This window comes from Streptomyces sp. NBC_00102 (assembly GCF_026343115.1).
GTDB lineage: Bacteria > Actinomycetota > Actinomycetes > Streptomycetales > Streptomycetaceae > Streptomyces.
On record NZ_JAPEMC010000006.1, the window covers coordinates 78,906 to 105,765 of the forward strand.

The window sequence follows — 26,860 nt, forward strand, 5'->3', positions numbered from 1 at the left end:
GTCCGGTACGGGCGCCGCCTCGGTGGAAACACATCTCGGCTTGCCGTGCGCGAAGCCCGACACCGGTGGTCCCACCACCGCTCGGCCGCCACGCACAGCCGATCGGGCGTCAGCACCCCGTCCGCGGGGGATTCGGGCCACGGCCGCGTCGGTCACGCGGCGCGGGGCCCGGCTGACCGATACTCACGCCGGTGGACTGGTTCACCGCGGACAACTACGGGCTGAGCAGGCTGATCTTCCAGCGGGCTCTCGCCGCCGTCTATCTCACCGCGTTCCTCACCGCCGCCCTCCAGTTCCGCGCGCTGATCGGCGAGCGGGGCATGCTGCCGGTGCCCGAACTGCTGCTGCGCACCCGCTGGACAGCCGCTCCCGGCCTCTTCCGGCTCCACTACTCCGACCGTTTCTTCGCGGCCGTCGCATGGTCGGGATGCGCGGTCTCCGTCGCACTTCTGGCCGGGCTGGACGGGCTGTTGCCGCTGTGGGGCGCCGTGCTCCTGTGGGCGCTGCCCTGGGTGCTGTACCTCTCGATCGTGCAGGTCGGTCAGGTCTGGTACGGCTTCGGCTGGGAGTCGCTGCTGCTGGAGACGGGGTTCCTGGCGGTCTTCCTCGGGAACGACGAGACCGCACCGCCGGTCCTGGTGCTCTGGCTGATGCGCTGGCTGCTGTTCCGGGTGGAGTTCGGGGCCGGTCTCATCAAAATGCGTGGGGACGACTGCTGGCGGCGGCTGACCTGTCTGGAGTTCCACCACGAGACGCAGCCGATGCCGGGCCCGCTCAGCTGGTTCTTCCACCACTTGCCGGCGCCCGTGCACCGGGTGGAGGTCGCCGCCAATCATGTCACCCAACTCGTGGTGCCTTTCCTGCTCTTCACCCCCCAGCCGGTGGCGAGCGTGGCTGCGGCCGTCATGGTCGTCACCCAGCTGTGGCTGATCCTCTCCGGCAACTTCGCCTGGCTGAACTGGCTGACGGTCGTCCTCGCGCTCTCGGGCGTCGACTGGTCCCCGGTCGCGGGGCCTTCCCGGCGTCTCCCCGGCGCCCCGCTCTGGTACGAGATCGTGGTCGGTTCGGTCACCGTGCTTCTCCTGGTGCTCGGTTACCGGCCGGCCCGCAATCTGCTCTCCCGCCACCAGGTGATGAACCGCTCCTACGATCCGCTCCATCTGGTCAACACCTACGGCGCGTTCGGCAGCATCAGCCGGGTGCGGCTGGAAGTCGTCGTCGAGGGGACGTACGACACCGTGATCCACCCGGGCACCGTCTGGCGGGAGTACGGGTTCCGGGGAAAGCCGGGTGATCCGGGGCGGCTTCCCCGCCAGTTCGCCCCGTACCATCTGCGGCTCGACTGGATGATGTGGTTCGCCGCGCTCTCCCCCGCGTACGCCCGTTCCTGGTTCGGGCCGTTCACCGAGCGGCTGCTGCGGGGCGACCGGGACACCCTGCGGCTGCTGGGCCACAACCCCTTCCCGGACGCACCGCCCGCCCAGGTGCGCGCGTCGGTGTACCGGTACCGGTTCACCGACGCCGCCGAGCTGCGGAGCACGGGCCATTGGTGGCACCGCACCTACGTCCGGGAGTTCATGCGGCCGGTGGCCCGGCCGGTGCCGCTCCGGCCGCCGGAGGACTCCAAGTGAGCGCACGGACGCGCGAGAGCCCGGCACCCCCTGACGGGTGGTGCCGGGCTCTCGCACACGGCGGGCGGGCCGGGGTCAGTCGATGCCGGGCAGGATGTGCGGCTCGGCGAGGTCGTCCTCGTATCCGGCCAGCCGGATCGGGGCCGACCTGGCCCAGACCTCGATGTTCCGGAGCTTCTCGGGCCTGCGGGCCCGTTCGCCGGTTCGTTCGGCCGGTCGCTTCTCGTCGGTCGTCACTTCAGGTGTCACCGCGCACTCCTTCGCGTCGCGTAACCCCCGGCAGTCGGGGCACCGCGGCATATCCACCGCGGACCGCCACAGGCAGGGGCAAGGGCATGGGCATACGGTCGCGGTGGCGCCGGTACGGGGCGGGACGACGGTCTGGTTGCAGACCTGTCCCGGGACGATCGAGGAAGCTTCGTGGATCCCTCGGTGTCGTCCGTTCGCCCCAGCGTAACCAAATGAGCACCTTCCCGCTCGACAGAACGTGTGCTGTGGGTCACTTTCGGCCAGAAGAAGCCGCTCGGCGCGATTGCGGAGGGGGTTGTGGGGGCACCTGGGGCGGCCGGTACGACAGGACGGCCGCACCCCGGGTCGGGGTGCGGCCGTCCTGTGCGTCTCCGGGTGCGCCGGTCTTCACCAGCCCGCGGGGGCGTAGTCCTTCAGGAAGCAGCCGTAGAGCTCCTCGCCGGCCTCGCCGCGCACGATCGGGTCGTAGACGCGGGCGGCACCGTCCACCAGGTCGAGGGGGGCGTGGAAGCCCTCCTCGGCCAGGCGCATCTTGTCCGGGTGCGGGCGCTCGTCCGTGATCCAGCCGGTGTCGACCGCCGTCATCAGGATGCGGTCCTTCTCGAACATCTCCTGGGCGCTGGTGCGCGTCAGCATGTTCAGCGCGGCCTTGGCCATGTTGGTGTGCGGGTGGCCCGCGCCCTTGTAGCCGCGGCTGAAGACACCCTCCATGGCGGACACGTTCACCACGTACGCCCGGCCCGCGGCGGCGGCCATCGCGGGGCGGAGCCGGCTGATCAGGATGAACGGCGCGGTGGAGTTGCAGAGCTGCACCTCCAGGAGTTCGATCGGCTCGACCTCCTCCACCGTCTGGATCCAGCTGTTGGTGTCGTGCAGGTCGGGTACGAGCCCGCCCGCGTCGATGGCCGTACCGGCCGCGATGCGCTCCAACGAGGCGGATCCGGTGACGAGCGCCAGACCCGTGACGTCGTCGGCGGTCAGCCCCTCCCTGCGGGCGGCGGGCAGCGCGGCCACCCGGTCGACGCTGCCGCTGCCGAAGGTGCCGATGACCTCGGCGGGCGGCAGCACCCCGGCGGGCAGCGGGGCCGACTCGGCGGCGACCAGCTCGCTGTACGCCTGCGGGGACCGGCGTACGGTCTGGGCCGCGTTGTTGATCAGGATGTCCAGCGGGCCCTCGGCGGCGACGGAGTCGGCCAGCGCGACGACCTGGGCCGGGTCGCGGAGGTCGATGCCGACGATCTTCAGCCGGTGGATCCACTCGTCGCTGTCCGGCATCGCCTTGAAGCGGCGGATCGCGTCGTTGGGGAAGCGGGTGGTGATGGTGGTGTGGGCGCCGTCGCGCAGCAGCCGCAGCGCGATGTACATGCCGATCTTCGCCCGGCCGCCGGTGAGCAGCGCGCGACGGCCGGTGAGGTCCGTACGGGCGTCGCGCCGGGCCCGGTTCTCGCGGGCGCAGTCCTGGCAGAGCTGGTGGTAGAAGGCGTCCACCTCGGTGTAGCGGATCTTGCAGATGTAGCAGGACCGCGGCCGCTGGAGGATGCCCGCGATCTCGGCGGTGGCGGAGGAGGAGGGCAGTACGCCCTGCGTCTCGTCGTCGATCCGTTCGGCGGAGCCGGTGGCGGTCGCCTCGGTGACCGCCTTGTCGTGGGCCGTCTTGGCCGCGCGGCGCTCCTGGCGGCGGCGCTGCTTCACGGTCCGGTAGATCCCGGCGGTGGCGCGTCGCACCCTGATGGCGTCCGGGTGGTCGACGTCGATGGTGTCGAGCTCGTCCAGCACGCTCAGGCAGACGGCCAGCCGATCCGGAGCGATACCGGGACCGAAGTCCTCGATTTCGGGCGCGAGTCCCTGGCTTTCCTCTGTCACCGTCATGCTGCTTCCTCTGTCGTCCTGACCCGCGGGCCACTGGTCGTCGCGGGCCCAAACACCCGGTCAAGTCTGCCATGCGCGCGAGCCTCCTCCTTCCGGGTGTACGGGGCTCCGTACCCGCCGGGCGCGGGCGCCGCCCGGGGCCCGTGACACGGCGCACTCACCGCCCCGCTCACGGTGCCGACGGGATCTCCTCAAAATTTTCTGAATTCGGCAGGCATGACTCTGCGGTCCCCGGGAAGACGCCGGACCGACAGCTACGGCAACAGGGAGGGCGACACCATGACGGCGATGTCATTGCGAACCACCGGAGCCGACGCCGCGACGGCGTCGTGGCACGACCGGGCGGGGACGCTGACACCTGCCGGTGTCGGTACGGGGACCGGCCAGGACGAACTGCCCTGGATCGAGGACGCCGGGAAGGTGGCCCCGCAGGACGCGCGGGCCCTGTCGAAGATCTTCTTCGACCGCCTCCAGACGATGGAGGAGGGCACCCGCGAGCACCAGTACGCGCGCAACACACTGATCGAGATGAATCTCTCACTGGTGCGGTTCGCCGCCTCGCGGTTCCGCAACCGGGGCGGGGACGACACCGAGGACATCATCCAGGTGGGGACGATCGGTCTGATCAAGGCGATCGACCGGTTCGACCTCTCGCGCGAGGTGGAGTTCGCCACCTTCGCGGTGCCGTACATCGTGGGTGAGATCAAGCGGTTCTTCCGTGACACCACCTGGTCCGTGCACGTGCCGCGGCGGCTCCAGGAGCTCCGCGTCGAGCTGGCCAAGGCGAAGGAGCAGCTCTCCTCGCAGCTGGACCGCGACCCCACGGTGAAGGAGCTCTCGGCCCACCTCGACCTCTCCGAGGAGGAGATCATCGAGGGGCTGGTCGCCGCCAACGGCTACTCGGCCGGTTCGCTCGACACCCCGTCCTCCGAGAGCGACGACGGCCAGGACCAGCGTGCCTACGCCGAGATGCTGGGCGAGCGGGACCCCGCGATGGAGACGGTCGAGAACCTGCACACCCTCGCGCCGCTGCTGGAGCAGCTCGACGACCGCGAGCGCCGCATCGTGCAGATGCGGTTCGGGCAGGAGATGACCCAGGCGCAGATCGGTGCCGAGCTGGGCGTTTCGCAGATGCACGTGTCGCGGCTGCTGAGCCGGATCGTCGCGCGGCTGCGCGCCGGGATGTCCGTCGAGGCTTAGCCGGGAGACCGCCGCCGGAAAAGCTCCGGCGGGCCTTCCCGTGACCCACGTCCGGCGCTCCGGCACCGGGCGTGGGTCATTTATGCTTCCTGGCACGGCGCGGGGCGACCCGCGTCTTCCTTACGAGGGGGTGGAGTGTGACCGAGCTGCCCACGAGGGGTGTGCCGGTCCGTCAGGCGGGACCCGCCGCGGTTCCCGCTCAGCAGACGACGGCCGCTTCGGCGGCGGACGGCTCCGTGTGGGGCATGGACGCGGTGATCCTTCTGGTGGAGGACGACGCCGGGGACGCCCTGCTGGTCGAGGAGATGCTCTCCGACAGCGACCTCGACCCCTCGCTCACCTGGTGCAAGACGCTGGCGGAGGCACGACAGTTCCTGCGGACCTGTCGCACCCCCGTCTGTGTGTTGCTCGATCTGCACCTCCCCGACGTGCACGGGCTGGACGCGGTGACGCAGATCGTGGAGGCGTCCGGGGACGCGGCCATCGTGGTGCTGACGGGGCTGACGGAAGCCGGTACCGGTCTTTCGGCCGTGGCCAGCGGTGCCCAGGACTACCTGGCCAAGGGCCGGCTCGATCCGGAGGTGCTGGGCCGGGCGATCCGGTACGCGCTCCAGCGCAAGCAGGTGGAGCGGGCGGCGGCAGCGCTGCGGGCCAACCAGCAGATGGCCCAGGAGAACGCCCGCCTGGAGAGGGGGCTGCTGCCCGTGCCGCTGCTGCGGGACGACCGCTTCGAAGCGGTGGCCCGTTACGAACCGGGACGGGTCCACGCACTGTTGAGCGGTGACTTCTACGACGTGGTGCAGACCGCGGACGGCACCGTGCACGCGGTCATAGGCGACGTGTCGGGCCACGGCGCCGCCGAGGCCGCGCTCGGGGTGTGCCTGCGGGTGGCCTGGCGGACCGCGGTGCTCTGCGGCACCAGCCCCCTCGACCAGACCAGTCTCCTGGAGGAGATCCTGGTGGCGGAGCGTTCCGATCCGCACCTGTTCGCGACGGTCACCACGCTCACCTTCCCGCCGGAAGGGGACCGGGTGGGCATCGTGCGGGCCGGTCACCCCGGGCTGCTGCTGCGCGAGGGCGGCAAGGTCTCCTGGGTGGAGCCCGAGACCGGTATGGCGCTCGGGCTGCTGCCGGGGGCGCGGCACTGGTCGGAGAGCGAACTGGCGCTCGGCCCGGACAGCAGTCTGGTGCTCTTCACGGACGGCCTCTTCGAGGGGCGCACCGGCCCCGACAGCCGTCTCGGCGAGGAGGGGCTCCTCGCGATGGCGCAGGGCTGTTCCACGCTGGCGGCCCGTCCGTTCATCGACGCCCTCGTGGCGGGGGCCACGGCCGGGGCAGCGCCCTTCGGCGGGCTCGCGGACGACGTGGCCGTACTGCATCTGAGCTGGGGAAAGGTGGGAGACGATGGCTGACCCCAAGGGGAAGCCCACACGCGCTGGAGGTGCCTCACGGCTGTCGGTGCAGAGCTGGGTCCACCTGATCCTGGGCGGCTTCGTCGTCGTGGTCGTCACGTGTCTGGTGATCGGCGCGGTGGTCCTGAACGAGATATCCGCGCGGACGACGGAGCTGGTCGACCGGGTCCAGCCGGCGCGCTCCGCCTCCTTCCAGCTCCAGAACGCGCTGCTCAACCAGGAGACGGGCGTCCGGGGCTTCGTCCTGACGGGCGACGACTCGTTCCTGGAGCCGTACAAGCAGGGCCAGCGCGACGAGAAGGAGCGCTTGGCCCGGGTACGGGAGCTGATCGGGTCCCAGCAGCCGTACGCCGGTGACCTGGACCGGATCGCGTCGGCGGCCGAGAAGTGGCGCACCTCGCAGGCCGAGCCGCTGATCGGAGCGGTGCGGGCCAGCGGGCCCACCGGTGAGGCGTCGGCGCCGCTGCTGCAGAGCAAGACGGAGTTCGACGCGCTGCGTGCTCTCTACGGCACCCAGCAGGACCACCTGGACCAGGCCCGTGACCACGCCCGTGAGGAGCTGGACGACGCCCGTGCGACCCGTGACCGGGTGCTCCTGGCGCTGATCGCCGGTTTCCTCGCCTCCGTGATCGCGTTGAGCCTGCTCTTCCACCGGGTGGTCGGCAGGCCGCTGAACCGGCTGCGGGCCGCCTCGGACGAGGTCAGGTCGGGGGCGTACGAGGGGAAGATCGACGTACGCGGCCCCTCGGACGTGCGGTCGGTGGCCACCGCCGTCGAGTCCATGCGGGTCCGGCTGGTGGACGAGCTCGCCGAGACGAAGAGCCGGGAGACGCTGCTGGCCGAGCAGACGGACGAGCTGCGGCGCTCCAACGCGGAACTGGAACAGTTCGCGTACGTCGCCTCGCACGACCTCCAGGAACCGCTGCGCAAGGTGGCGTCCTTCTGCCAGCTGCTGGAGAAGCGGTACGGCGACGAACTGGACGCGCGGGGCAAGCAGTACATCGACTTCGCGGTGGACGGCGCCAAGCGGATGCAGGTGCTCATCAACGACCTGCTCACGTTCTCGCGGGTGGGCCGGGTGCACGAGAGCTGGCAGCCGGTGGACATGGACCGCGGACTCGACCGCGCGCTCGCCAATCTGACGCTGGCGATCGAGGACGCGGCCGCGGAGGTCGTCCGGGAGGATTCCCTGCCGGAGGTGCTCGGCGACTCCACGACGCTGGCGATGGTGTGGCAGAACCTGATCGGCAACGCGGTCAAGTTCCGCCGCGAGGACGTGCCGTGCCGGATCACGGTGGGGTGCGTCCGCGAGGACGACGCGTGGCACTTCACGGTGGCGGACAACGGGATCGGCATCGCACCGGAGTTCGCGGACAAGGTGTTCATCATCTTCCAGCGGCTGCACGCGCGGGACGCCTACGACGGAACGGGCATCGGGCTCTCGCTCTGCCGCAAGATCATCGAGTTCCACGGGGGCCGGATCTGGCTGGACCCGGAGCGGGGCGAGGGTACGCTGATCCACTTCACCCTGCCCGTCAGCCCTGATGCCCCCACGCACACCACGGCGGAGCTCCTCGCTCCCGCCCTCCTCGCCGCACCGTCGGGAGATGCCCAGTGACCACCAGTCCGGTACAGCCCATCGAGGTCCTCCTGGTGGAGGACGATCCCGGCGACGAGCTCATGACGCGCGAGGCGTTCGAGGACAACAAGATCCGCAACACCCTGCACGTGGTGCGCGACGGGCAGGAGGCGCTCGACTTCCTCTACCGGCGCGGCCCGCACGCCGGGGCTCCCCGGCCGGACCTGATCCTGCTCGACCTGAACCTGCCGAAGTACGACGGTCGCCAAGTGCTGGAGCAGATCAAGAGCGACGCGGAGCTGGCCACCATCCCGGTGGTGGTGCTCACCACGTCCTCCGCCGAGGAGGACATCCTGCGCAGCTACAAACTGCACGCCAACGCCTATGTCACCAAGCCGGTCGACCTGGACCAGTTCATCGCCGCGGTCCGGCAGATCGACGACTTCTTCGTGACGGTGGTGCGACTTCCCGGGCGTACGTGAGCCCGGGTAAGGATTTCCGGAAATCACCAGGAGTGGGATGCCCCGGCCCGGGTAGACGGCTCCCGTGACAACGACTCTCACCTCCCCCGCCGGGCCCTGGCTGGAGCACATGAACGAACAGGCCGCTTCGCTGCCGGACGTACCCGGACCGGACATCCCCTGCACCGACGTACTGCTGACGGCGGAGGTGTTCGACGGTGAGCCCGGGTGCATCGCGCAGGCGCGGGCCCTGGCGGACCGGTTCCTGACCCGGCTCGCGGCCGAATGGTTCGCCCCGCTCGGCGCCCACACCCGCAGCGATCTGATGCTGACGGTCAGCGAGCTGGTCACCAACGCGGACCGCTACAGCCACGGCCCGTACCTGCTGGAGCTGGAGGGCACCGCGGAGCGGGTGAGCGTCACGGTCTACGACAGCAGCACCGCGCTGCCGGTGCTGTACTCCCCCGATCCCTCGCGGCTCGGCGGGCACGGCATGGAGATCGTGGTGGCGCTGTGCGACCGGGTGACGGCGGAGGCGGTCCCGGTGGGCAAGCGCATCCGGGCCGAGTTCCTGCTCGGTTCCTGAACACCGGCCGGCGACGGCCCCTCGATGCTCCTGAACCCGCGCCCGGCCCGGACGCGCCTCAGCGCACCGGCTGCCCCTTGCCCAGCGCGATGACACCGTTGCCGGAGACCGTGTAGAACTCCCGGTCCCGCTCCGGGTTGACGCCGATCGCCGCCCCGGGCGGTACGTCGACGTTCTTGTCGAGGATCGCTCCCCGCACGATGGCCCCGCGCCCCACCCGCACGTTGTCGTGCAGCACCGACCCCTGGACGACGGCCCCCTCGGCGACGACGACGCCGGGTGAGAGGACGGACCGGGAGACCTGGCCGCGGATGACGCAGCCGGGGCTGATGACCGACTCGCTCGCGATCCCGCCGGCCACGATCCGCGCGGGCGGCAGTGGACCGGCGTGGGTGTAGATGGGCCAGCGGCGGTTGTCGAGGCTGAAGGCCGGCCGGTCGGAGAGCAGGTCCATGTGGGCGTCGTAGTAGGCGTCGAGCGTCCCCACGTCGCGCCAGTAGCCGTGCTGTACGGACGTCTCGCCGGGGACGTGGTTCTCGTCGAAGTCGTAGACCTGGGCCTGTCCGCGCGCGGTGAGCATCGGCAGGATCGAACCGCCCATGTCGTGCACCGAGTGCGGGTCCTCGGCGTCCCGGTGCAACGCGTCCACCAGGACCTTCGTACTGAAGAGGTAGTTGCCCATCGAGGCGAAGACCCGGTCGGGGTCGCCCGGCAGACCGGGCGGGTCGGTGGGCTTCTCCAGGAATCTCTCGACCTGGGTGCCGTCACTGCCGGGTGTGATGATCCCGAACGCGGACGCCTCGGCGCGTGGCACCTTGATCCCGGCGACGGTGACCCCTGCGCCGTTGTCGATGTGCTGGGCCAGCATCTGCCGGGGGTCCATGCGGTAGACGTGGTCGGCACCGAACACGGCCACGTAGTCGGGCTGTTCGTCGTGGACCAGGTTGAGCGACTGGAGTATCGCGTCGGCGCTGCCCAAGTACCAGCGTGGTCCCAGCCGTTGCTGCGCGGGGACCGGGGTGACGTAGTTGCCGAGCAGGCTCGACATCCGCCAGGTCGTGGAGATGTGCCGGTCCAGCGAGTGCGACTTGTACTGGGTCAGTACGCAGATCCGCAGCACGTCCGCGTTGACGAGGCTGGACAGGACGAAGTCGACCAGCCGGTACGTGCCGCCGAACGTCACCGCCGGTTTGGCCCGGTCGGCGGTGAGCGGCATCAGCCGCTTTCCCTCCCCTCCCGCGAGTACGATTCCGAGCACCGAAGGTCCACCGCGCATCGCCGCCCCTTTGTCCGGTCACATCCGTCCGGTCCGCCGTCCGCTGTCGCGTCCGCCGGTGGTCGTTCACCCGTTCGTCGCGCTGAGCTCCCGGTACAACTCCGCCGTACGTCCCGCCACCCGGTCCCAGCCGAACTCCTCGACGGCGCGCCGCCGTCCGGCCGTGCCCATCCTCCGGCCCTCGGCCGGGTCGCCGACGACCGCGTTCAGCGCTTCGGCGAGACCGAGTTCGAAACGGTCCGGATCCTTCTCGTCGTACGGGACGAGCACTCCCGTGCTTCCGTCCTCGACCACCTCGGGAATCCCGCCGACGGCGGAGGCGACCACGGGAGTGCCACAGGCCATTGCCTCCAGGTTGACGATTCCGAGCGGCTCGTACACCGATGGGCAGACGAACACCGCCGCGTGGGTGAGGAGTTGAACGACGTCGGGGCGGTCCAGCATCTGCGGGATCCAGTGAACACCCTTGCGACCGGCGCTCAGTTCGTCGTAGGCGAGGCGGAACTCCTCGGCGAGTTCCGGGGTGTCGGCGGCCCCGGCGCACAACACCAGCTGGGTTCCCGGCTCCAGGAGGCGTGCCGCGCGCAGCAGGTGCGGGACGCCCTTCTGGCGGGTGATGCGCCCGACGAACAGGACGTACGGCCGGTCCGGGTCGATGCCGAGGCGGTGCAGGACCTCCGTGCCGGGGTCGGGGGCGTAGAGACGGGTGTCGATGCCGTTGTGGATGACCCGCACCCTGGCCGCATCCAGCTCGGGGTAGCAGGCGAGGATGTCGGCGCGCATGCCGTGCGAGACGGCCACGACCGCGTCCGCCGAGGCGAGGGCGGTGCGCTCGGCCCAGCCGGAGAGGGCGTATCCGCCGCCGAGCTGCTCGGCCTTCCAGGGGCGCAGGGGTTCCAGGGAGTGGCAGGTGACCACGTGCGGGACGCCGTGCTGGAGCTTGGCGAGGTGGCCCGCGAGGTTGGTGTACCAGGTGTGCGAGTGGACCAGCTCGCGGTCGCCGAGGGCGGCGGCCATGGACAGGTCCACCGAGAGCGCCCGCAGCGCGTCGTTGGCCCCGGGCGGCAGCGCGGGCCGGTGCCAGTGCACGCCGTCCTCCCGGCCGTCGGGTTCGCCCCAGGCGTGCACCGCGAGATCGACCAGTGGCCGCAGTTCGCGCGCCAGGAACTCCACATGCACGCCGGCGCCGCCGTACACGCCGGGGGGATACTCGCGAGTGAGCAGTCCGACCCTCATGCCTTGATGGTCACTCACCCGGGGCTCACGCGAAAGACCCCGTCACGTGTCCGTGGGTGACGTCGTCACTTTGCGGGTACGGCGGGTGGCGGTGCGGGACTCCTCCGGCGGTCCTTCCGAAGGAGGGCTACCGTCGAAGGAAGGACGTCGCACACCTGCCCGTACTGCGGAGGCAGTACGCCGGATCGCCCCCTCTGGGACGACGACTCGGCGGCTTTCGGAGGACATCGTGGTCTCATGAGTTCCCTCGCGCTTTCGGTGCTGTTGTCACTGGTCTCCGCGGTCGCCTACGCGGCCGGGGCGATCGTCCAGGAGCGGGTGGCCTCCGGCGGGGACGGACGCTCGTACGCGCCGCTGCGCAACTCCGCCTGGTGGGCGGCGGTGGGGCTCAACGGCGCCGGGGCGCTTCTGCACGTGGTGGCGCTGGCGTACGGCCCGCTGAGCCTCGTCCAGCCGCTCGGGGCGCTGACGATCGTCTTCGCGCTGCCGATGGCGGCGCTCTTCGTCGGACGGTCGGCGGGGCGCACCGCGTGGCGCGGGGCCGTCATGGCGGCGGTGGGTCTCGCCGGGCTGCTGGCACTCACCGGGAGCTCCGAGTCGCACGCGCTGGGCGGTGCGGATCAGTTGCTGCTGGCGACCGCGACCTTCGGTGCGGTGGCGGCGCTCTTCCTCGCGGGCCAGGGGCTGGGATCCCAGCGGCCGATGATGCGCAGCGTGGTGCTGGCGACCGGGGCGGGTGTGGCGTTCGGTATGGCCTCGGTGTTCACCAAGACGGTCGCCGTCGAGTGGACCTCGGGCGCGCTCGAGGAGGGGCTCCCGTCGCTGCTGGTCATCGCGGTGTTCGCCGCCGCTGGTCTGCTGCTCTCCCAGGCGGCGTACCGGGGTGCGGGGCTGACCGCGCCGCTGGCCACGGTGACGGTGGTGAACCCCGTGGTGGCCGCGGTGGTCGGGCTCACGCTCTTCGGGGAGCACTTCCGCTTCGGGCTGCTGGGGACCCTCCTGGCGTTGGCGGCCGGTGCGCTGGCGGCGGCGGGGCTGGTGCTGCTGACGACGCAGCGGCTGGCCGCGGAGCGCGGTCGACAGGACGGGCGGACCGCGGAGGGGCGGACCTCGAAGGGGCGGACCGCGGACGGGACGGACTCCGGCTCGACGCGGCGCCGGCCGCCCGGGCCGCGGCAGGGGGGCCGGGGCCCGGTGGTGCTGCCGGAGGGTGCCGGGGAATCCGAGCCGCCGGCCGCGGGATCCGGCAGGGCCGAGCGGACGCGGGCGGGCTCCCCGGGGGTGGGCCGGCCCGCGTCCGCCGCCCCCGGGTTCAGACCTTGACCCCACCGGCCCTCAGGTAGGCGAGGGGGTTCACGTCGGATCCGTAGGCGGGTCCGGTCCGGATCTCGAAGTGGAGGTGCGGGCCGGTGGCGTTGCCGGTGGAGCCGGACCGGGCGATGCGCTGCCCGGCGGAGACGGACTGGCCGGCGCGCACGTTGAGGGCGGACAGGTGGGCGTACTGGCTGTACTTGCCGTCGCCGTGGCGGATGACGATCTCGTAGCCGTACGCGCCGGCCCAGCCTGCGGAGACGACGGTGCCCTTGGCCACCGCCTTCACCGAGGTGCCGGTGGCGACCGGGAAGTCGACGCCGGTGTGGTAGCCGCTGGCCCAGGAGCCGGCCTGGTGGTACGGGGTGCCCAGGCCCGCCTGTACGGGGGCGACCATGGCGGGGGCCTTCGCCGACTGCTTGGCGGGGGTGGCCTCGGCCGCCGGTTTCGCCTTCGCGGGCTTCGGGGCGGCGGGCTTGGTGGCGGCGGGTTTCGTAGCCGTGGGCTTGGTGGCCGCCGGCTTCGTGGCCGGGTGGGCCGACGCCTTCGGCGTTCCGGTGGATGTGCCGGTTCCCGTCCGTGCGAGGTCGAGCCGCTGGCCTGGGAAGATGAGATCGGGGTTCTCGCCGATGACCGAGCGGTTGTCGGTGTAGAGCCGCTGCCAGCCGCCCTGGACCCGCTGGGCGGAGGCGATGGCGGAGAGCGAGTCGCCGCTCGCCACGGTGTACGCCTCGCGCTTGCCCGGCACGGTGGTGGGGGTGGCGGCGGGGGTCTTCTTCGGCGCCTGCCCGGCGGTGGCGGCCGGGGTCTTCTTCGGGGTCTGTGTGGCTGTCTGCTTGGTCGTGGCCGGTAAGACGGCGGGGCGCGACCCTTGGGCCTGCGCGACCGTCCCGGACCCTGCGTCGTCACGGGTCAGCCCGGCCCGCCCGGAGCAGACCGGCCATGCGCCGGGGCCCTGTCCGTCGAGGACCTTCTCGGCGATCGCGATCTGCTGGTCCTTGGTCGCGAGGTCCGCGCGCGCCGCGAAGGCGGTGCCGCCGTACGCGGCCCAGGTGGACCCGCTGAACTGGAGCCCGCCGTAATAGCCGTTGCCGCTGTTGATGTGCCAGTTGTTCGTCGACTCGCAGGCGGCGACCTTCTCCCACGTGTCCACGGACGCGGCGTGTGCGGTGCCAGCCGTGATCAGCGGCAGGGCTATCCCCGCTCCTCCCGCCGTCACCGTGAGCGACGCCCGGTTGATCCGACTCGGCTGGTATCTGCGATGCCGTCCGTTCGCGGCCATGATGAGGCTCCCCCGCTGGCAGGTGGACACAGTTCAGGCGTCAACTTAAGGGCGTACAAAGGCTCGTGACAAGTACGCGGCCTCACCGGCATCCCCCCGGTACCGGGCCGGACGGTCCGCGACGCCCCTGCGGAGTCTCTGACCAGGGCCTGGAGCACGGTGGCCGCATGCGGGTGACGGGAGGTGACCGCCGTCACCCAGTATCGATCACGCGGGGACGACGGCGTCCCACTGGGCCCGGGTCGGTCCGTCGTGCCGGGGCGTGAACTCCGGGCGGGCGGCCAGCCAGTCGTTCACGTGCCGTTCCACCTCTTCGGTGCCGTACGCCTCGTGGGGGTGGAGCAGGAGGTGGCGCACCTGGGCCCGGGCCCTCATGACGACGGGATCGTCGAAGGCGCAGGCGGCCCGGGCTGCGACCCGGTGGTCCGAGATCGGTGAACTCGCGGCGAGGCGCAGCCCGTTCGCACGGTCGGCCGCCACCTGCCCGTCGAACCACGGGCGCAGGGTCCGGGCCGTCCAGTCGTGGTACACGGTGGGGTCGGCGGCGATCCCGTCGGCGTGGGCGGCGAGGTACTGGGCCGCACGCAGCCCGAGGGCCGTTCCCTGGCCCAGGGTGGGGTTGGTGTGGATGAGGCTGTCCCCGGCGCTGACCAGGCCGGTGACGACGGGCCCGTCGTCACCGGCGAGGGCGGTCCAGCGGTTGTCGAGACCGGCCATCGCCAGGACGGCCGACCGCGGTTCGGGAGCCAGATCGAGCCAGGCGGCGATGGCGGGGAAGAGCCGGCCGGCCGCCTCGAAGACCGCCGGGTCGGCGAGCGCGCCGCGGGTCGGATCGCCCGTGGAGAGGACGAGGTTGGCGGCGAAGACTCCGTTGTCGGAGGGGAAGACCCCGGCGAGCGCGAACGGTGCGGCCGAGCCGGTCTTCACCCGCCCGGGGTCCTGCGGCCCGTCCGGCCGCAGGCGGTACCAGCGGCACAGATAGGCGATCCCGGTGCGATGGCTTTCGGCCACCGGCGGACGGCAGCCCGCCGCGGTGAGCCAGCGGGGCACCGGTGAGCGCCGGCCGGACGCGTCGACGACGAGGTCGGCCCGGTGCGTCTCCTCCCCCACCCTCACGCCGGTGACCCGGCCGCGGTGGCCCGGCTGCACGGCGAGGGCGTCCACCCGGCAGCCCGCCCGGGACGCGACGGTGGGCTCCCGCCGTACGGCGGCGGCCAGGGCCGCCTCCAGCACGATGCGGCGGGTGCGCAGGGTCACCAGTTCCTCGTCGCCGGCCCGGTGCGGCGGATGCTCGCGGAACCAGTCGAACTCGTGGTACTCCCGCGCGCCTCGCGCCAGCAGGTCGGCGTACACGTCGGGCATCTCGGCGCGCAGCACCGTCCGTACGGGAGCGAGGAGCGAGTGGGGCTGGTCCGCCTGTGGGACCCGGGGCCGCCTCCAGTGGAAGAAGTCCTGGTCCAGGTCGTCTCCGGCGGCCCTCGCATCCTGCTCGAACAGCGTGACCGTGTGGCCCCGCCGGCCGAGCATGAGCGCCGCCCCCATCCCGCTGATCCCCGCCCCGATCACCGCGACCCGTGCCATGGAATACCCCCTCGTGCATCGCGTCCGCACCACACCGGGCCGCCGTGCTGGGCGCCCCCTCCACGTCCCGGCCCAGGCTTCCACCCGCTCCCCGGACGGCCACCGGGCCATTCTGCTCTCCCTGTCCCGGTGCGCGCGAGGACCGCCGGGGGTGCCGTGAGCCCGCGCCCGTCCGCGTGGACCTACTCCTCCGGCAATGGGTGGCCGTGCCGGACCGCTACGGTTGCGTGAGGCCGCGCACGATGATCTTTCCGGTGTTCCGGCCGCGCAGCATGCCCAGGAACGCGTCCACGATGTGCTCGAACCCGTCGACCTCCGTCGAGTCCGGAACGAGCCGCCCGCTCTGAAGATGCGGGACCGCGAACTCGTACAGTTCTTCCTGGAGTTCGAGGTGATTGCTGACCAGGAAGCCCTCCATACGGATGCTCTTCTCCACGATGTCCGCGTAGTTGAAGTCCGGCGGGGGCGTCAGGGAGGTGTTGTACTGGCTGAGGGTACCGATGCGGACGATCCGGCCGAACTCGCGCAACGCACCTACTGCTGCGGCCAGTTGCTCGCCCCCGACGTTGTCGACGAACACGTCGATACCGTCCGGTGCGGCCTTGCGGAGCAGTTCGGCGGCGGGCCCGTCGTGGTAGTCGAAGACGGCGTCGTAGCCGACCTCGCGGACGAGGTGCTCGGCCTTCGCCGCCGATCCCGTGCTCCCCACCAGCCGTCCGGCGCCGAGCAGCCGGGCGAAGCGCCCGGTGGCCGTACCGACCCCGCCGCCGGCGGCCGACACGAACAGGTCGTCCCCCTCCCGGAGCCGGGCGACGCGGGTCAGGCCCACGTAGGCGGTCAGGCCGGTGCCGCCGAGGATGCTCAGGTACGCACTCAGGGGCACCCCGTCGAAGCGGGGCAGCCGCCGGGTCTCCTCGGGTGCGACCACCGAGTGCGTCCGCCAGCCCTTCCGGTGGAACACGATCTCCCCCTCGGTCAGCAGGGGTGTGCGCGAAGCGATGACGCGTCCGACGGCGCGGCCCTCCAACGGGGTCCCGAGCGCGAATCCGCCGGGGACGTCGTCCATCATCTCGCGGTGGTAGGGGTCGACGGACCAGTAGAGGTTCTCCACCAGTGCGCCGCCGGCCGGCACTGCGGGTATCGGGGACTCGACGAAGGTGAAGTCCTCGGCGGTGGGGAAGCCCTGAGGGCGGGCGGTCTGGTGCACGGTGAGCGCGATCTCGTTCATGCCCCGGACCGTAGGATGCCAAAGCTCCCGGCCGGCAGCCCGTTGGGCTCATACGGGGCGCCGTTCCATGAATCGTATTCATACACCGAGGTGAACCGCCCGTGGCCCGCACGCCCCCGTCCGATCTCGCCCCGCACGAACTGCGCGTCATGGTGGCGGTCGCGGAGGCCGGCGGCTTCTCGGCCGCGGCCGTGCGGCTCGGTCTGACCCAGTCGGCCGTCTCCCACTCGGTCCGCGGCAGTGAGCGCAAGGTCGGCGCGGTTCTCTTCGAACGCGGCCGCGCCGGAGCCCGTCCCACGCCTGCCGGTGAGACGGCTGTGGCCTACGCCCGCCGCATTCTCCGGCTGCTGGACGTCATGGCCGGCGAGGCACGCGGTGCGGCGGGGTCCGGCGCGGTGGAGGGGCCGCTGCGGATCGCCGCTTTCCGCAGCGCGGCTCTCCATCTGCTGCCTCCCGTCCTGGAGCGGTTGCGCGAGCGGCATCCGGGGATCGTTCCCCGGGTACGTATCGTCCGCGAGACGGGGCGCGGGGCGGCGGGCGAAGTGGCGGACGGCAGAGCCGACATGGCCGTCACCACACTGGACGGCTCGACGCCGCTCCCGCCGGGTCTGGTCGCGAACCGGCTCTTCGAGGAGCCGTACGCCCTGGTGCACACGGCAGGTCACACCGCTCCACGTTCGCTCCCACTGGTGGACTGGGCCGAGAACTGCGGCTCGTACACCCGCGACTGGTGGGCCGCGCAGGACTGGATACCGGAGGCGACCGTCGAGGCCGAGGACGACGGAGCGGTTCTCGCCCTGGTGGCCGGGGGCCACGGCATGGCGATCATGCCCGCGCTGTCCCTGACCGGAGCGCCGGAGTCGGTCGTGGTGTCCGGCCTGGGACCTGACCGGCCGTCCCGCACGATCGGCTTCGTCACCACGCCCGAATTGGCCACGTCCGCCGTAGTGCGTTCCGCAGTGAGGGAGTTGAGGGCGCATCAGCACGGGTTTCCCGTCACGGACGAAGGATGAAGGCGGCGACTTCGAGCTTGCCCGTCGCCCCCCCTTCACCCGCGCTCGCGTTCCTCGCGGTCGGTGAGCAACCCGTCATCGAGCCGCCAGAGATGATGGTGCGGGGCCGGCTGCCTGGTCTCGTCGGCGGCGATCGCCCGCGTGATCCACACGTGGGCGAGGGCGAGGCGGCTGGTGCTCGCCGCCCCGGACGCCACGGAAAAATGCGGCGACGGATCCCGCGAGCCGTGTCAGTATGAGGGCGTGGCGGCGATCGGGACGGCAGACGCAGGTGGACCAGGGTTCCGTCACGGAGGCGGGATCCCCTACGCGTACCGGGTCCGCGGCCTGGACCGCAGCGCGGTGGTCCTGTGGATCGGTGGGCAGGGTGACGACCTCGACCGGGTATACGCGTCGGCCGGGAACGGTCACCGGCGAGTGCCGGTGTTCGTGACTGTTCGGCAGGCACGCGTGTACGCGAGTCGGCAGGGGCGGCCGGTCCCTCCGGATGCCGCCACGCTGGAGCTCGTCCGTGTCCAGCACTGGCTGGAGGATCCGGCGCGCCGCAAGGTTCCGCCGAGTGCGGTACTCGAAGCGTGGAACTTCTTCGAGGACCTGGCCCGCGGCCTCGACGAGGTCCATCGGCTGCCCGAGCAGGGGGTTGTGCACGACAGCGCCTACGAGAAGCTGTTCGGAGGCGAGACCGCCGCATGGAGCTCCGACGAACAGCGCGCGGCGGTGGCACTGCTCACCGCCGGGGTGGAGCTGTGGAACTTCTGCCCGGTGACCGTGAATCCCCGCTCGGAGAAGGTCCCGGGCGGTCGAAGGGGCTCCCTCAGGGACACGTGATCCCGGGACACGTGATCCGTGCCTCGGCCGGCTCGTCGCGGTGGCGGGTTCAGGACCGGGTCAGTGGAGCGCGAGCTTGAACCCGTCGTGGCTGCGCGCGAAGCCCAGGGCGGCGTAGAAGCGGTGCGCGTCCCGGCGCTGCTTGTTGCTGGTCAGCTGGACCAGCGCGCAGCCCCGCGCTCGCGCCCGTGCGACCGCCTGTTCCATGAGGGTCCGGCCGAGGCCGCCCCCGCGCCGGTCCGCGCGGATCCGTACCGCTTCGAGCAAGGCCCGTTCGGCGCCGCCCTTGCCGAGCCCCGGGATGTACGTGGCCTGGAGGCATCCCACCACCGTGCCGCTGCCGTCGTCCTCCGCCAGGACCAGCATCTCGTTGCGCGGGTCCGCGTCGATGGCAGCGAAGGCGCGCTCGTACGCCTCCGTCACCACTACCGCCGCCGGGTCCACCACGCGGTCCTCGTCGGCGAGGAGGGCCAGTACCGCGGGCAGGTCGGCGCGGGTCGCGGGGCGCAGGGCGTGGGAGGGCGCGGGCCGAGGTGAAGGGGACATGGTTCCGACCTTAGTCGGTCGTCGATCTGCGGTCTCGCCGCCGCCGTCCCGCGGGCGGGGCTCGGCGCGGACCCTGCCGGGCCGCGCCCGGCAGGCACGTTCCGGCCGGGGCGCCACCCACCTCCCCTCTCGCGTCACACGCCTTCGGCGACCACCGCCCTGGCGCGTACCGCGGCGGCCGGGTTACGGGCGGGGCCAGGGAGATCGTCGGGGGCGGGCGACGGGGCGGGGCGGCTGCCGCCGCGGGCGAGGAAGTCGGAGAGCGGCAGGGTGGCCGCGCCGACGGTGACCGCGTCCGGGCCGAGCCGGCCCATCTCGATGGTGACGCGGGCCGCGGCGTGGCGGAGCGCGTACTCGTCGGCGTAGCGGCGGATCGCGGGGAGCAGATGGGGGCCGATGAGGAGTCCCGCCCAGCCGCCGAGCAGGATGCGCTGGGGCAGGAAGAGGTTGACGAGGTCCGCCAAGGCCGCGCCGAGGCATTCGGCGGTCTCGTCGAGCAGGGCCACCGCGACGGGGTCGGGTTCCGGGCCGCCGGGGGGCGGGTAGGCGGCGGCGAGGAGGGCGGCGAGCGCCGCTTCATCGTCGGTGTCCACGGGGAGCGGACCGCCGGCCTCGTACCAGCGCTCGCGCATCGCCTCACCGCCGGCGTACGCCTCCAGGCAGCCGATGGAACCGCAACGGCACCGGCGGCCCCTCAACTGGACGGTGGTGTGGCCCCATTCGAGCGCGACGCTGGTGCGGTTCTCGTCCAGCACGCCGCCCCGGTTCACGCAGGCGCCGACGCCGGAGCCGATGAGGGCGATGGCGGCGGCGTCCGCGCCGCGTCCGCCACCGAACCACATCTCGGCCTGCCCGAGCGTCTTGGCACCGTTGTCGATGAAGAACGGAACCTCGGCCGGGATGTCGACGGCCTCGCGCAGCAGCCGTTCGAAGGGGACGGCGCGCCAGCCGATCGTCTGCCCGTGCACGACCGCCCCGGCTCCGTCCGGACGGTCGCTCCCCGAGGGGTGGTGACGCTCGATGATGCCGGGGACGCCGATGCCGATGCCGAGCAGCCGGTGCGGGTCGGCTCCCGCATCGGCGAGGACGTCCGCGACGGCTGCCCGGACATGCCCCACGATGCGCTCGACGTCGTACCCGTGCTGCGCCAACGGGCGCTCGGTGCGCGCGAGTTCGGTCAGGGCAAGGTCGAACAGCTCGACGCGTACCCGGGTTTCGCCGATGTCGATGCCGATCAGCAGGCCGCCGCCCGGCGCGACCCGCAGGAGGGTGCGTGGCCGGCCGCCGTCCGAGTCGACGATCCCGGCCTCTTCGAGGACGCCCTCGGCGACGAGTTCGGCGACGACGTTGCTGATGGAACCTGAACTCAGTCCGGTCGCCGGTGCGAGCTCCTGGCGGCTCAGCGGGCCGTCGAAATACAACCGTTGCAATACCCTTGCCCGGTTGCCCCGTCGCAGGTCACGCACGGTCCGTCTGTTGCGCTCGGCCATGTTGCTCCCTTCCTTCACGCAACATACCCCGGTCCAACCCCTTGACGCGACCTTCCTTCAGCTCTTAGATCACGGCATAAATTAAGTCATGGAGGCCGTTCGGTTCCCGAACGCAGCCATCCCCGGAAAGGGGCCATCCCGTATGCGCAACATCAGAGCCGCCGCAGCCGCCACCCTCGCGATCTCCATCGCCGCCGGAGTCACCGGCTGCGGAGGCGGGTCCGACTCGGGTGGCGGAAGCAACGAGTCGCCGAAGACGCTCACCTACTGGGCCTCCAACCAGGGGCCGAGCGTCGAGGCGGACAAGAAGATCCTCACCCCCGAGCTGAAGAAGTTCGAGGAGCAGACCGGCATCAAGGTGAAGCTGGAGGTCGTCCCCTGGTCCGACCTCCTCAACCGCATCCTCGCCGCCACCACCTCCGGTCAGGGCCCGGACGTGCTGAACATCGGCAACACGTGGTCCGCCTCGCTGCAGGCCTCCGGCGCGCTGCTGCCTTGGGACACGAAGAACTTCGACGCGATCGGCGGCCGGGACCGGTTCGTCGAGTCGGCGGTCGCCTCGGCCGGTGCGGAGGGTCAGGACCCCGCCGCGGTGCCGCTGTACTCGCTGGCGTACGCGCTCTACTACAACAAGAAGATGTTCGCGGACGCCGGCATCGCGACGCCGCCGAAGACCTGGGACGAGCTGGTCGCGGACGGCAAGAAGCTGTCCAAGGACGGCAAGTGGGGTCTGGGCGCCGAGGGCGGCAACCTCTCCAACAACATCCACCAGGTGTTCGTCCTCGGCAAGCAGCACGGTGCCGACTTCTTCGACTCCTCCGGCAAGCCGACCTTCACCTCGGACGGTGCCGTCGCCGCCGTGAAGCAGTACGTCGACTTCATGGCCAACGACAAGATCATCGCTCCGGGCAACGCGGAGTACGCGCAGAACCAGTCGCTCACCGACTTCGCCAAGGGCCGTACCGGGATGGTGCTGTGGCAGGCCGCCGCCACCACCTTCGCCGCCCAGGGCATGACGCCGGACGACTGGGGCGTCGCCCCCGTGCCGGTCCCCTCCGGGGCCCCCGGCCAGGACAAGCAGACCAACTCCATGGTCGCCGGCATCAACATCGCGGTGTTCAAGAACACCAAGAACATCGACGGCGCCAAGAAGTTCGTGAAGTTCATGACCAGCGACGAGGAGCAGAAGCTCCTCAACAAGACCTACGGGGCGATCCCGCCGGTCAAGGCCGCCCAGCAGGACGCGGCCTTCGGCGTGAACGACCTCGCGGTGCTGCGCGACACCCTGTCCACCAGCGCGGCCCCGCTCCCGCAGGTGCCGAACGAGTCCCAGTTCGAGACGGCCGTGGGCACTGCGGTCAAGGACCTGTGGGCCGACGCCGCGGCGGGCAAGCCGGTGACCACCGAGACCGTCAAGGCGGCTCTCGAAAAGGCCCAGCAGACCATGGGGCAGTGAGGTTCGAACCATGACTTCCACCGTGACCGCCGACCCCCGGGTCGGTAAGTCGGACAGCGGTGGGGGCCGGGGCACCGGGGGTGCGCGCAGGAGACTGCCGCGCATCCCCGACCGGATCCGCAACGGCGGACTGCCCTATCTCCTGCTCCTCCCGGCTGTTCTGCTCGAACTGCTCGTCCACCTGATCCCGATGATCGTCGGGATCGTGATGAGTTTCCGCCAGCTCACCCAGTTCTTCATCAGCAACTGGGGCAACGCGCCCTGGACCGGCCTCGACAACTACAGCATCGCCGTCGACTTCGACGCCCCGATCGGCGAGGCCCTGCTCCACTCCTTCTTCGTCACCTGCGTCTTCACCTTCTTCGCCGTCGGCCTGTCCTGGCTGTTCGGCGTGGCGGCCGCGATCATGCTCCAGGAGAGCTTCAAGGGCCGGGGCGTACTGCGGGCGATCTTCCTCGTCCCGTACGCGCTTCCGGTCTACGCGGCCGTCATCACCTGGGCGTTCATGTTCCAGCGGGACAACGGCCTGGTGAACCACGTCCTGCACGACCAGCTCGGCCTCACCGACCAGCCGTCCTTCTGGCTGATCGGCGACAACAGCTTCTACGCGCTGCTGATCGTCTCGGTCTGGAAGGGCTGGCCGTTCGCCCTCCTCATCCTGATGGCAGGGCTGCAGAACATCCCGCGCGAGCTGTACGAGGCCGCCTCCATCGACGGCGCCGGCATCTGGCAGCAGATCCGCAAGATCACCCTGCCGTCGCTGCGGCCGGTCAACCAGGTGCTGGTCCTGGTCCTGTTCCTCTGGACCTTCAACGACTTCAACACCCCGTTCGTGCTCTTCGGCCGCGCGGCCCCCAAGAACGCGGACCTCATCTCGCTGCACATCTACCAGTCGTCGTTCGTCACCTGGAACTTCGGCACCGGCTCGGCCATGTCCGTGCTCCTCCTGCTCTTCCTGCTGCTGGTGACGGCCGTCTACCTGCTGGTGACCTCACGCAAAAAGAAGGGTTCCGGTGTCTAGCGCCACGACTCACAAGCGCCGTTCCCCGATGGCGGCGCCGGCGTCCTTCGTCTGGACCCGGCGGATCGTCCTGACCCTGCTGACCGGTTTCGTGCTGCTGCCCGTCTACGTCATGGTCAGCAGTTCGCTCAAGCCGCTCCAGGACGTGTCCGGCAAGTTCCAGTGGATACCCTCGGGCCTCACGGTCCGGCCGTACTTCGACATCTGGAAGACCGTCCCGCTCGCGAAGTACTTCGGGAACTCGCTGATCGTGGCCGGTTCGGCCACGGTCGCCTCGGTGATCATCGCGGTGTTCTCGGCGTACGCGGTGAGCCGCTACTCCTTCCGCGGCAAGCGGGTCTTCACCGTCACGGTGCTCTCCACCCAGATGTTCCCCGGCATCCTCTTCCTGCTGCCGCTGTTCCTCATCTACGTGAACATCGGCAAGAGCACGGGCATCGAGTTGTACGGCTCGCGCGGCGGGCTCATCCTCACCTATCTGACGTTCTCGCTCCCCTTCTCCATCTGGATGCTGATCGGCTACTTCGACTCCATCCCGAAGGACCTGGACGAGGCCGCCAAGGTGGACGGCTGCGGTCCCATCGGCGCCCTGTTCCGGGTCGTCGTACCGGCGGCCGTGCCGGGCATCGTCGCCGTCGCCGTGTACGCGTTCATGACGGCGTGGGGCGAGGTCCTCTTCGCCTCGGTGATGACGAACGACTCGACCAGGACCCTCGCCGTGGGGCTCCAGGGATACGCCACCCAGAATGACGTGTACTGGAACCAGGTGATGGCGGCTTCACTCGTCGTCAGCGTCCCGGTCGTCGCCGGGTTCCTCCTGCTGCAGCGCTACCTCGTCGCCGGCCTCACGGCGGGCGCTGTCAAGTGACCTTCTCAGAAAGGCAGTTCGTGAACGACCTCAACGCCCTCCCGGCCGATTTCACCTGGGGAGTGGCCACCGCCTCGTACCAGATCGAAGGAGCCGTCGCGGAGGACGGCCGTTCCCCCTCGATCTGGGACACCTTCTCCCACACCCCCGGAAAGGTGGCGGGGGGCGACACCGGCGACGTGGCCTGCGACCACTACCACCGGGTGCCCGAGGACATCGGCCTGATCAAGGAGGTCGGCGCGGGGGCGTACCGCTTCTCGCTGGCCTGGCCGCGCATCGTCCCCGGCGGTGACGGCCCGGTCAACAAGAAGGGCCTCGACTTCTACGACCGGCTGGTGGACGGACTCCTGGGCAACGGGATCACGCCCTTCGCCACGCTCTACCACTGGGACCTCCCGCAGGCCCTGCAGGACCGCGGCGGCTGGACGGTCCGCGAGACCGCCGAGCACTTCGCGGCGTACACCACCGCCGTCGTCGAGCGCCTCGGCGACCGCGTGAAGGACTGGGCGACCCTCAACGAGCCGCTCTGCTCGGCGTGGATCGGCCACCTGGAGGGCAAGATGGCGCCGGGTCTGACCGACCTCACGGCCGCCGTCCGCGCCTCGTACCACCTCCACCTCGGCCACGGCCTCGCCGTGCAGGCGATCCGGGCCGCCTCTCCGGGTGCCCGCGTCGGTATCGTCAACAACCTCTCCCCGATCGAGCCGGCCAGCGACAGCCCCGCCGACATCGCGGCGGCCGTCCGCGCCGACGGGCACACCAACCGCTGGTGGCTCGACCCGATCCACGGCCGCGGCTACCCGCAGGACATGCTCGACCTCTACGGGGTTGAACTGCCGGTGCAGCCGGGTGACTTGGAGACCATCGCCGCCCCACTCGACTGGATCGGCCTGAACTACTACTTCCGCCAGGTCGTCACCGCCGACGAGTCGGGCCCCGTCCCGCACGCCAGGCAGGTCCCGGTGCCCGGCGCCCCCGTCACGTACATGGACTGGGAGGTCCACGCGGAGGGCCTGGAGCAGCTCCTGCTCCGCCTGACCGAGGAGTACGGCGCGAGCAAGATCTACGTCACCGAGAACGGTTCGGCCTACCAGGACACGGTCGCGGCGGACGGGTCGGTCCACGACCCGGAGCGCACCCGGTACTTGGAGGAGCACCTGGCCGCCTGCGGCCGGGCGGTCGCCAAGGGCGCCCCGCTCGCCGGGTACTTCGCGTGGTCACTGCTCGACAACTTCGAGTGGGCCTACGGATACGACAAGCGGTTCGGGCTGGTTCACGTCGACTACGAGACCCAGCGCCGTACGGTGAAGACCAGCGGACGCCGGTACGCGGAGATCGTCCGCGAGCTGTCCTCCGGGCGAGTGGCGGACTCCGCCTGACGCCACTCCTCCGGGAGCGGGCCCCGGCCGCGCGACACCTTTCCGTCGCGCGGCCGGGGCCCTGTCATTCTCCTTCCGGGGCGCTTCCGGGACACTTGCGGGGTGCTTGCGGGGTGCTTCCGGGGCGCCGACAGCCTGCCGGGAGCGTCAAGCCGTGGTGAACGTCAGGCGGTGGTGAGCGTCAGGCCGTAGTGGCTGAGGATCTCGTTGATCGGCTGGTACCAGGTCTCGCCGCCGCTGGTGCAGTTGCCCCAGCCACCGGAGGTGACGCCCTGGGCCTGGTCGCCGCTGATGAACGAGCCGCCGGAGTCGCCTCCTTCGGCGCAGACGTTGGTCTTCGTCATCTGATACACCGCGCCCTGGCTGTAGTTGACCGTCTCGTTCTTGGCGAGCACGGTGCCGCAGTGCCAGTGGGTGGTGGAGCCGGAGCGGCAGATGGAGGCACCGACCGGAGCTTCGTTGGAGCCGCGTACCAGCTGGTCGGAGACAGTGCCCCAGCCGAGGACCACCGGCACCGTCCACCAGCCGTTGGCGACGTTCACCCAGGCGTAGTCGTCGCCGGGGAAGGTCGAGCCCTGGAAGTTGCCGATGGCCGATCCGTCCCAGCCCCTGACCGCCGCACCGGCCCCCGAGCAGTGCCCGGCGGTGACGAACCCGCCGTTCACCGAGAAGCCGATGGAACAGCGGACGTTGCCGGTGTAGTAGGGGTCGCCGCCCACCGTACCGGCGGCCAAGGTCTGCGGTGCCCTGGACACTTCACGTACCGTCACGAGTCCTGTGGTGCGAGCGTCCGCCAGGAACGAGCGGACTTCGGCGTCCTTCGCCGAGGCGGCGACGACGTCGACCACCACGGCCCCGGCCTCCGCGTCGACGTGCCAGCTCGCGACACCGTCGGGCGCGGCGAGCTTGTCGATGCTCGACTTGGCCCGGTCCAGGGCACGTTGGGTGTGAGCGACGAGCTTGGTGTCGGCTCCGGTCGCTCGTACGGCGGCGGCGGCCTTCGCGTCGGTGACCCCGACGGTCAGCCTGCCGGTCCCGGCGTCGAACCAGGACCCTCCGTACGAGGCCCCGGCGGCCCGGCGCGCGACCGGCTCCTGGGCGGTGGCGGTCTTCTCCGCCGCGATCCTGGCCTTGGCCTGCGCGGGGGTCAGGCCGAGGTCCTTGCTCATCGCGGCGAGCAGCCCCGCCGAGGCCGGCTGTTCGACCGCGGCAGGCGTGGGGGAAACGTTGTCGGCCGCCGATGCCGGGGCAGGCCCCATGGCCGCCCAGGCGCCGACGACGAGGAGGGCGGACAGGGCCGCGCGCACGGTTGTCAGATGTTTCAAGGAAGTGCTCCTTCAGGTGTTCCGGTACGTGGG

24 protein-coding genes are annotated in these 26,860 nt (G+C 71.0%); 13 read left to right on the forward strand and 11 right to left on the reverse strand.

From position 1 onward, the window contains the following. Positions 1-191 precede the first annotated feature (191 nt). The gene (locus tag OHA55_RS35345) at positions 192-1,631 is read left to right on the forward strand and encodes a lipase maturation factor family protein (RefSeq protein ID WP_266714416.1); all 1,440 of its coding nucleotides are present in this window, start codon (positions 192-194) and stop codon (positions 1,629-1,631) included. 75 nt (positions 1,632-1,706) lie between these two features. On the opposite strand, the gene OHA55_RS35350 is transcribed toward OHA55_RS35345, so the two are convergent. After that, on the reverse strand, positions 1,707-1,880 hold the full coding sequence (locus OHA55_RS35350; RefSeq protein ID WP_266714418.1) for a hypothetical protein: 174 nt from the start codon (positions 1,878-1,880) through the stop codon (positions 1,707-1,709). Between the two features lie 387 nt (positions 1,881-2,267). Continuing rightward, positions 2,268-3,749: an SDR family NAD(P)-dependent oxidoreductase gene (locus OHA55_RS35355; protein ID WP_266714420.1), complete on the reverse strand. Its 1,482-nt coding sequence runs from the start codon at positions 3,747-3,749 to the stop codon at positions 2,268-2,270. A gap of 279 nt (positions 3,750-4,028) precedes the next feature. Here OHA55_RS35355 and OHA55_RS35360 point away from each other — a divergent pair, with 279 nt between their 5' ends. The 5 genes from OHA55_RS35360 to OHA55_RS35380 all read left to right on the forward strand — a co-directional run bounded on the left by OHA55_RS35360 (position 4,029) and on the right by OHA55_RS35380 (position 8,987). Beyond that, positions 4,029-4,949, forward strand: coding sequence for an RNA polymerase sigma factor SigF (locus tag OHA55_RS35360; protein WP_266714518.1), 921 nt, complete (start codon positions 4,029-4,031; stop codon positions 4,947-4,949). Between the two features lie 236 nt (positions 4,950-5,185). Continuing rightward, a complete protein-coding gene (locus tag OHA55_RS35365) occupies positions 5,186-6,361 on the forward strand; it encodes a PP2C family protein-serine/threonine phosphatase (RefSeq protein ID WP_266714520.1) in 1,176 nt (391 codons plus the stop codon). Then, complete coding sequence (locus OHA55_RS35370; RefSeq protein WP_266714422.1) at positions 6,354-7,979, forward strand: CHASE3 domain-containing protein; 1,626 nt, start codon at positions 6,354-6,356, stop codon at positions 7,977-7,979. The genes OHA55_RS35365 and OHA55_RS35370 overlap by 8 nt, the downstream gene beginning before the upstream one ends. Then, a complete protein-coding gene (locus OHA55_RS35375) occupies positions 7,976-8,422 on the forward strand; it encodes a response regulator (RefSeq protein WP_266714424.1) in 447 nt (148 codons plus the stop codon). Before OHA55_RS35370 ends, OHA55_RS35375 begins: the two co-directional genes overlap by 4 nt. Positions 8,423-8,531: 109 nt before the next feature. Beyond that, positions 8,532-8,987 carry an ATP-binding protein gene (locus tag OHA55_RS35380; RefSeq protein ID WP_266714522.1) on the forward strand — a complete coding sequence of 152 codons (456 nt, stop codon included), beginning with the start codon at positions 8,532-8,534 and terminating at the stop codon, positions 8,985-8,987. 58 nt (positions 8,988-9,045) lie between these two features. Here OHA55_RS35380 and glgC read toward each other — a convergent pair whose 3' ends face one another. Together glgC and glgA are read right to left on the reverse strand one after the other, a co-directional pair. Beyond that, a complete protein-coding gene (gene glgC, locus OHA55_RS35385) occupies positions 9,046-10,263 on the reverse strand; it encodes a glucose-1-phosphate adenylyltransferase (protein WP_266714426.1) in 1,218 nt (405 codons plus the stop codon). Positions 10,264-10,329: 66 nt separating this feature from the next. Further along, entirely contained in the window at positions 10,330-11,499 is a 1,170-nt protein-coding gene (gene glgA / locus OHA55_RS35390; protein WP_266714428.1) for a glycogen synthase, read from the reverse strand. A gap of 237 nt (positions 11,500-11,736) precedes the next feature. Between glgA and OHA55_RS35395 the strand changes: the two genes are divergently transcribed. Next, positions 11,737-12,822 (forward strand): DMT family transporter, encoded by a 1,086-nt coding sequence (locus OHA55_RS35395; RefSeq protein WP_266714430.1) that lies wholly within the window; start codon positions 11,737-11,739, stop codon positions 12,820-12,822. On the opposite strand, the gene OHA55_RS35400 is transcribed toward OHA55_RS35395, so the two are convergent. From OHA55_RS35400 to OHA55_RS35410, 3 genes are all read right to left on the reverse strand, one after another. Next, positions 12,812-14,092: a peptidoglycan DD-metalloendopeptidase family protein gene (locus OHA55_RS35400; protein ID WP_266714432.1), complete on the reverse strand. Its 1,281-nt coding sequence runs from the start codon at positions 14,090-14,092 to the stop codon at positions 12,812-12,814. The two genes, OHA55_RS35395 and OHA55_RS35400, sit on opposite strands and share 11 nt — an antisense overlap. A 207-nt stretch (positions 14,093-14,299) precedes the next feature. Beyond that, positions 14,300-15,673, reverse strand: coding sequence for an NAD(P)/FAD-dependent oxidoreductase (locus OHA55_RS35405; protein ID WP_266714434.1), 1,374 nt, complete (start codon positions 15,671-15,673; stop codon positions 14,300-14,302). Positions 15,674-15,890: 217 nt separating this feature from the next. After that, positions 15,891-16,901, reverse strand: a complete 1,011-nt coding sequence (locus tag OHA55_RS35410; protein ID WP_266714436.1) for an NADP-dependent oxidoreductase — start codon at positions 16,899-16,901, stop codon at positions 15,891-15,893. 149 nt (positions 16,902-17,050) lie between these two features. On the opposite strand from OHA55_RS35410, the gene OHA55_RS35415 reads away from it, so the two are divergent. After that, positions 17,051-17,914: a LysR family transcriptional regulator gene (locus OHA55_RS35415; protein ID WP_266714524.1), complete on the forward strand. Its 864-nt coding sequence runs from the start codon at positions 17,051-17,053 to the stop codon at positions 17,912-17,914. A gap of 35 nt (positions 17,915-17,949) precedes the next feature. On the opposite strand, the gene OHA55_RS35420 is transcribed toward OHA55_RS35415, so the two are convergent. Next, positions 17,950-18,111, reverse strand: a complete 162-nt coding sequence (locus OHA55_RS35420; protein WP_266714438.1) for a hypothetical protein — start codon at positions 18,109-18,111, stop codon at positions 17,950-17,952. A gap of 232 nt (positions 18,112-18,343) precedes the next feature. On the opposite strand from OHA55_RS35420, the gene OHA55_RS35425 reads away from it, so the two are divergent. Next, the gene (locus OHA55_RS35425; protein ID WP_266714440.1) at positions 18,344-18,742 is read left to right on the forward strand and encodes a hypothetical protein; all 399 of its coding nucleotides are present in this window, start codon (positions 18,344-18,346) and stop codon (positions 18,740-18,742) included. Between the two features lie 60 nt (positions 18,743-18,802). Here the strand turns inward: OHA55_RS35425 and OHA55_RS35430 are convergent, their stop codons facing one another. Both OHA55_RS35430 and OHA55_RS35435 read right to left on the reverse strand, forming a co-directional pair. Beyond that, a complete protein-coding gene (locus OHA55_RS35430) occupies positions 18,803-19,288 on the reverse strand; it encodes a GNAT family N-acetyltransferase (protein ID WP_266714442.1) in 486 nt (161 codons plus the stop codon). A gap of 134 nt (positions 19,289-19,422) precedes the next feature. Further along, positions 19,423-20,778, reverse strand: coding sequence for an ROK family transcriptional regulator (locus OHA55_RS35435; protein WP_266714444.1), 1,356 nt, complete (start codon positions 20,776-20,778; stop codon positions 19,423-19,425). Positions 20,779-20,920: 142 nt separating this feature from the next. Between OHA55_RS35435 and OHA55_RS35440 the strand changes: the two genes are divergently transcribed. Genes OHA55_RS35440 through OHA55_RS35455 form a run of 4 tightly spaced genes read left to right on the forward strand, consistent with a single transcriptional unit; the run spans position 20,921 to position 25,502 of the window. Beyond that, entirely contained in the window at positions 20,921-22,234 is a 1,314-nt protein-coding gene (locus OHA55_RS35440) for a sugar ABC transporter substrate-binding protein (RefSeq protein ID WP_266714446.1), read from the forward strand. A 10-nt stretch (positions 22,235-22,244) separates the two neighbouring features. Then, positions 22,245-23,255 carry a carbohydrate ABC transporter permease gene (locus OHA55_RS35445; protein ID WP_266714448.1) on the forward strand — a complete coding sequence of 337 codons (1,011 nt, stop codon included), beginning with the start codon at positions 22,245-22,247 and terminating at the stop codon, positions 23,253-23,255. Positions 23,256-23,283: 28 nt separating this feature from the next. Next, the gene (locus tag OHA55_RS35450; protein WP_266714526.1) at positions 23,284-24,123 is read left to right on the forward strand and encodes a carbohydrate ABC transporter permease; all 840 of its coding nucleotides are present in this window, start codon (positions 23,284-23,286) and stop codon (positions 24,121-24,123) included. 20 nt (positions 24,124-24,143) lie between these two features. Then, the gene (locus tag OHA55_RS35455; RefSeq protein WP_266714450.1) at positions 24,144-25,502 is read left to right on the forward strand and encodes a GH1 family beta-glucosidase; all 1,359 of its coding nucleotides are present in this window, start codon (positions 24,144-24,146) and stop codon (positions 25,500-25,502) included. A 164-nt stretch (positions 25,503-25,666) separates the two neighbouring features. On the opposite strand, the gene OHA55_RS35460 is transcribed toward OHA55_RS35455, so the two are convergent. Continuing rightward, complete coding sequence (locus OHA55_RS35460) at positions 25,667-26,827, reverse strand: alpha-lytic protease prodomain-containing protein (RefSeq protein WP_266714452.1); 1,161 nt, start codon at positions 26,825-26,827, stop codon at positions 25,667-25,669. Positions 26,828-26,860: the final 33 nt, after the last annotated feature.

What these genes read in the sequence shown, in the direction of transcription:
- OHA55_RS35355 (WP_266714420.1), bottom strand. Translation starts at nt 3,749, where the DNA reads ATGACGGTGACAGAGGAAAGCCAGGGACTCGCGCCCGAAATCGAGGAC.
- OHA55_RS35360 (WP_266714518.1), top strand. Translation starts at nt 4,029, where the DNA reads ATGACGGCGATGTCATTGCGAACCACCGGAGCCGACGCCGCGACGGCG.
- OHA55_RS35370 (WP_266714422.1), top strand. Translation starts at nt 6,354, where the DNA reads ATGGCTGACCCCAAGGGGAAGCCCACACGCGCTGGAGGTGCCTCACGG.
- OHA55_RS35380 (WP_266714522.1), top strand. Translation starts at nt 8,532, where the DNA reads ATGAACGAACAGGCCGCTTCGCTGCCGGACGTACCCGGACCGGACATC.
- glgC (WP_266714426.1), bottom strand. Translation starts at nt 10,263, where the DNA reads ATGCGCGGTGGACCTTCGGTGCTCGGAATCGTACTCGCGGGAGGGGAG.
- glgA (WP_266714428.1), bottom strand. Translation starts at nt 11,499, where the DNA reads ATGAGGGTCGGACTGCTCACTCGCGAGTATCCCCCCGGCGTGTACGGC.
- OHA55_RS35395 (WP_266714430.1), top strand. Translation starts at nt 11,737, where the DNA reads ATGAGTTCCCTCGCGCTTTCGGTGCTGTTGTCACTGGTCTCCGCGGTC.
- OHA55_RS35400 (WP_266714432.1), bottom strand. Translation starts at nt 14,092, where the DNA reads ATGGCCGCGAACGGACGGCATCGCAGATACCAGCCGAGTCGGATCAAC.
- OHA55_RS35405 (WP_266714434.1), bottom strand. Translation starts at nt 15,673, where the DNA reads ATGGCACGGGTCGCGGTGATCGGGGCGGGGATCAGCGGGATGGGGGCG.
- OHA55_RS35410 (WP_266714436.1), bottom strand. Translation starts at nt 16,901, where the DNA reads ATGAACGAGATCGCGCTCACCGTGCACCAGACCGCCCGCCCTCAGGGC.
- OHA55_RS35415 (WP_266714524.1), top strand. Translation starts at nt 17,051, where the DNA reads ATGGTGGCGGTCGCGGAGGCCGGCGGCTTCTCGGCCGCGGCCGTGCGG.
- OHA55_RS35430 (WP_266714442.1), bottom strand. Translation starts at nt 19,288, where the DNA reads ATGTCCCCTTCACCTCGGCCCGCGCCCTCCCACGCCCTGCGCCCCGCG.
- OHA55_RS35435 (WP_266714444.1), bottom strand. Translation starts at nt 20,778, where the DNA reads ATGGCCGAGCGCAACAGACGGACCGTGCGTGACCTGCGACGGGGCAAC.
- OHA55_RS35440 (WP_266714446.1), top strand. Translation starts at nt 20,921, where the DNA reads ATGCGCAACATCAGAGCCGCCGCAGCCGCCACCCTCGCGATCTCCATC.
- OHA55_RS35445 (WP_266714448.1), top strand. Translation starts at nt 22,245, where the DNA reads ATGACTTCCACCGTGACCGCCGACCCCCGGGTCGGTAAGTCGGACAGC.
- OHA55_RS35450 (WP_266714526.1), top strand. Translation starts at nt 23,284, where the DNA reads ATGGCGGCGCCGGCGTCCTTCGTCTGGACCCGGCGGATCGTCCTGACC.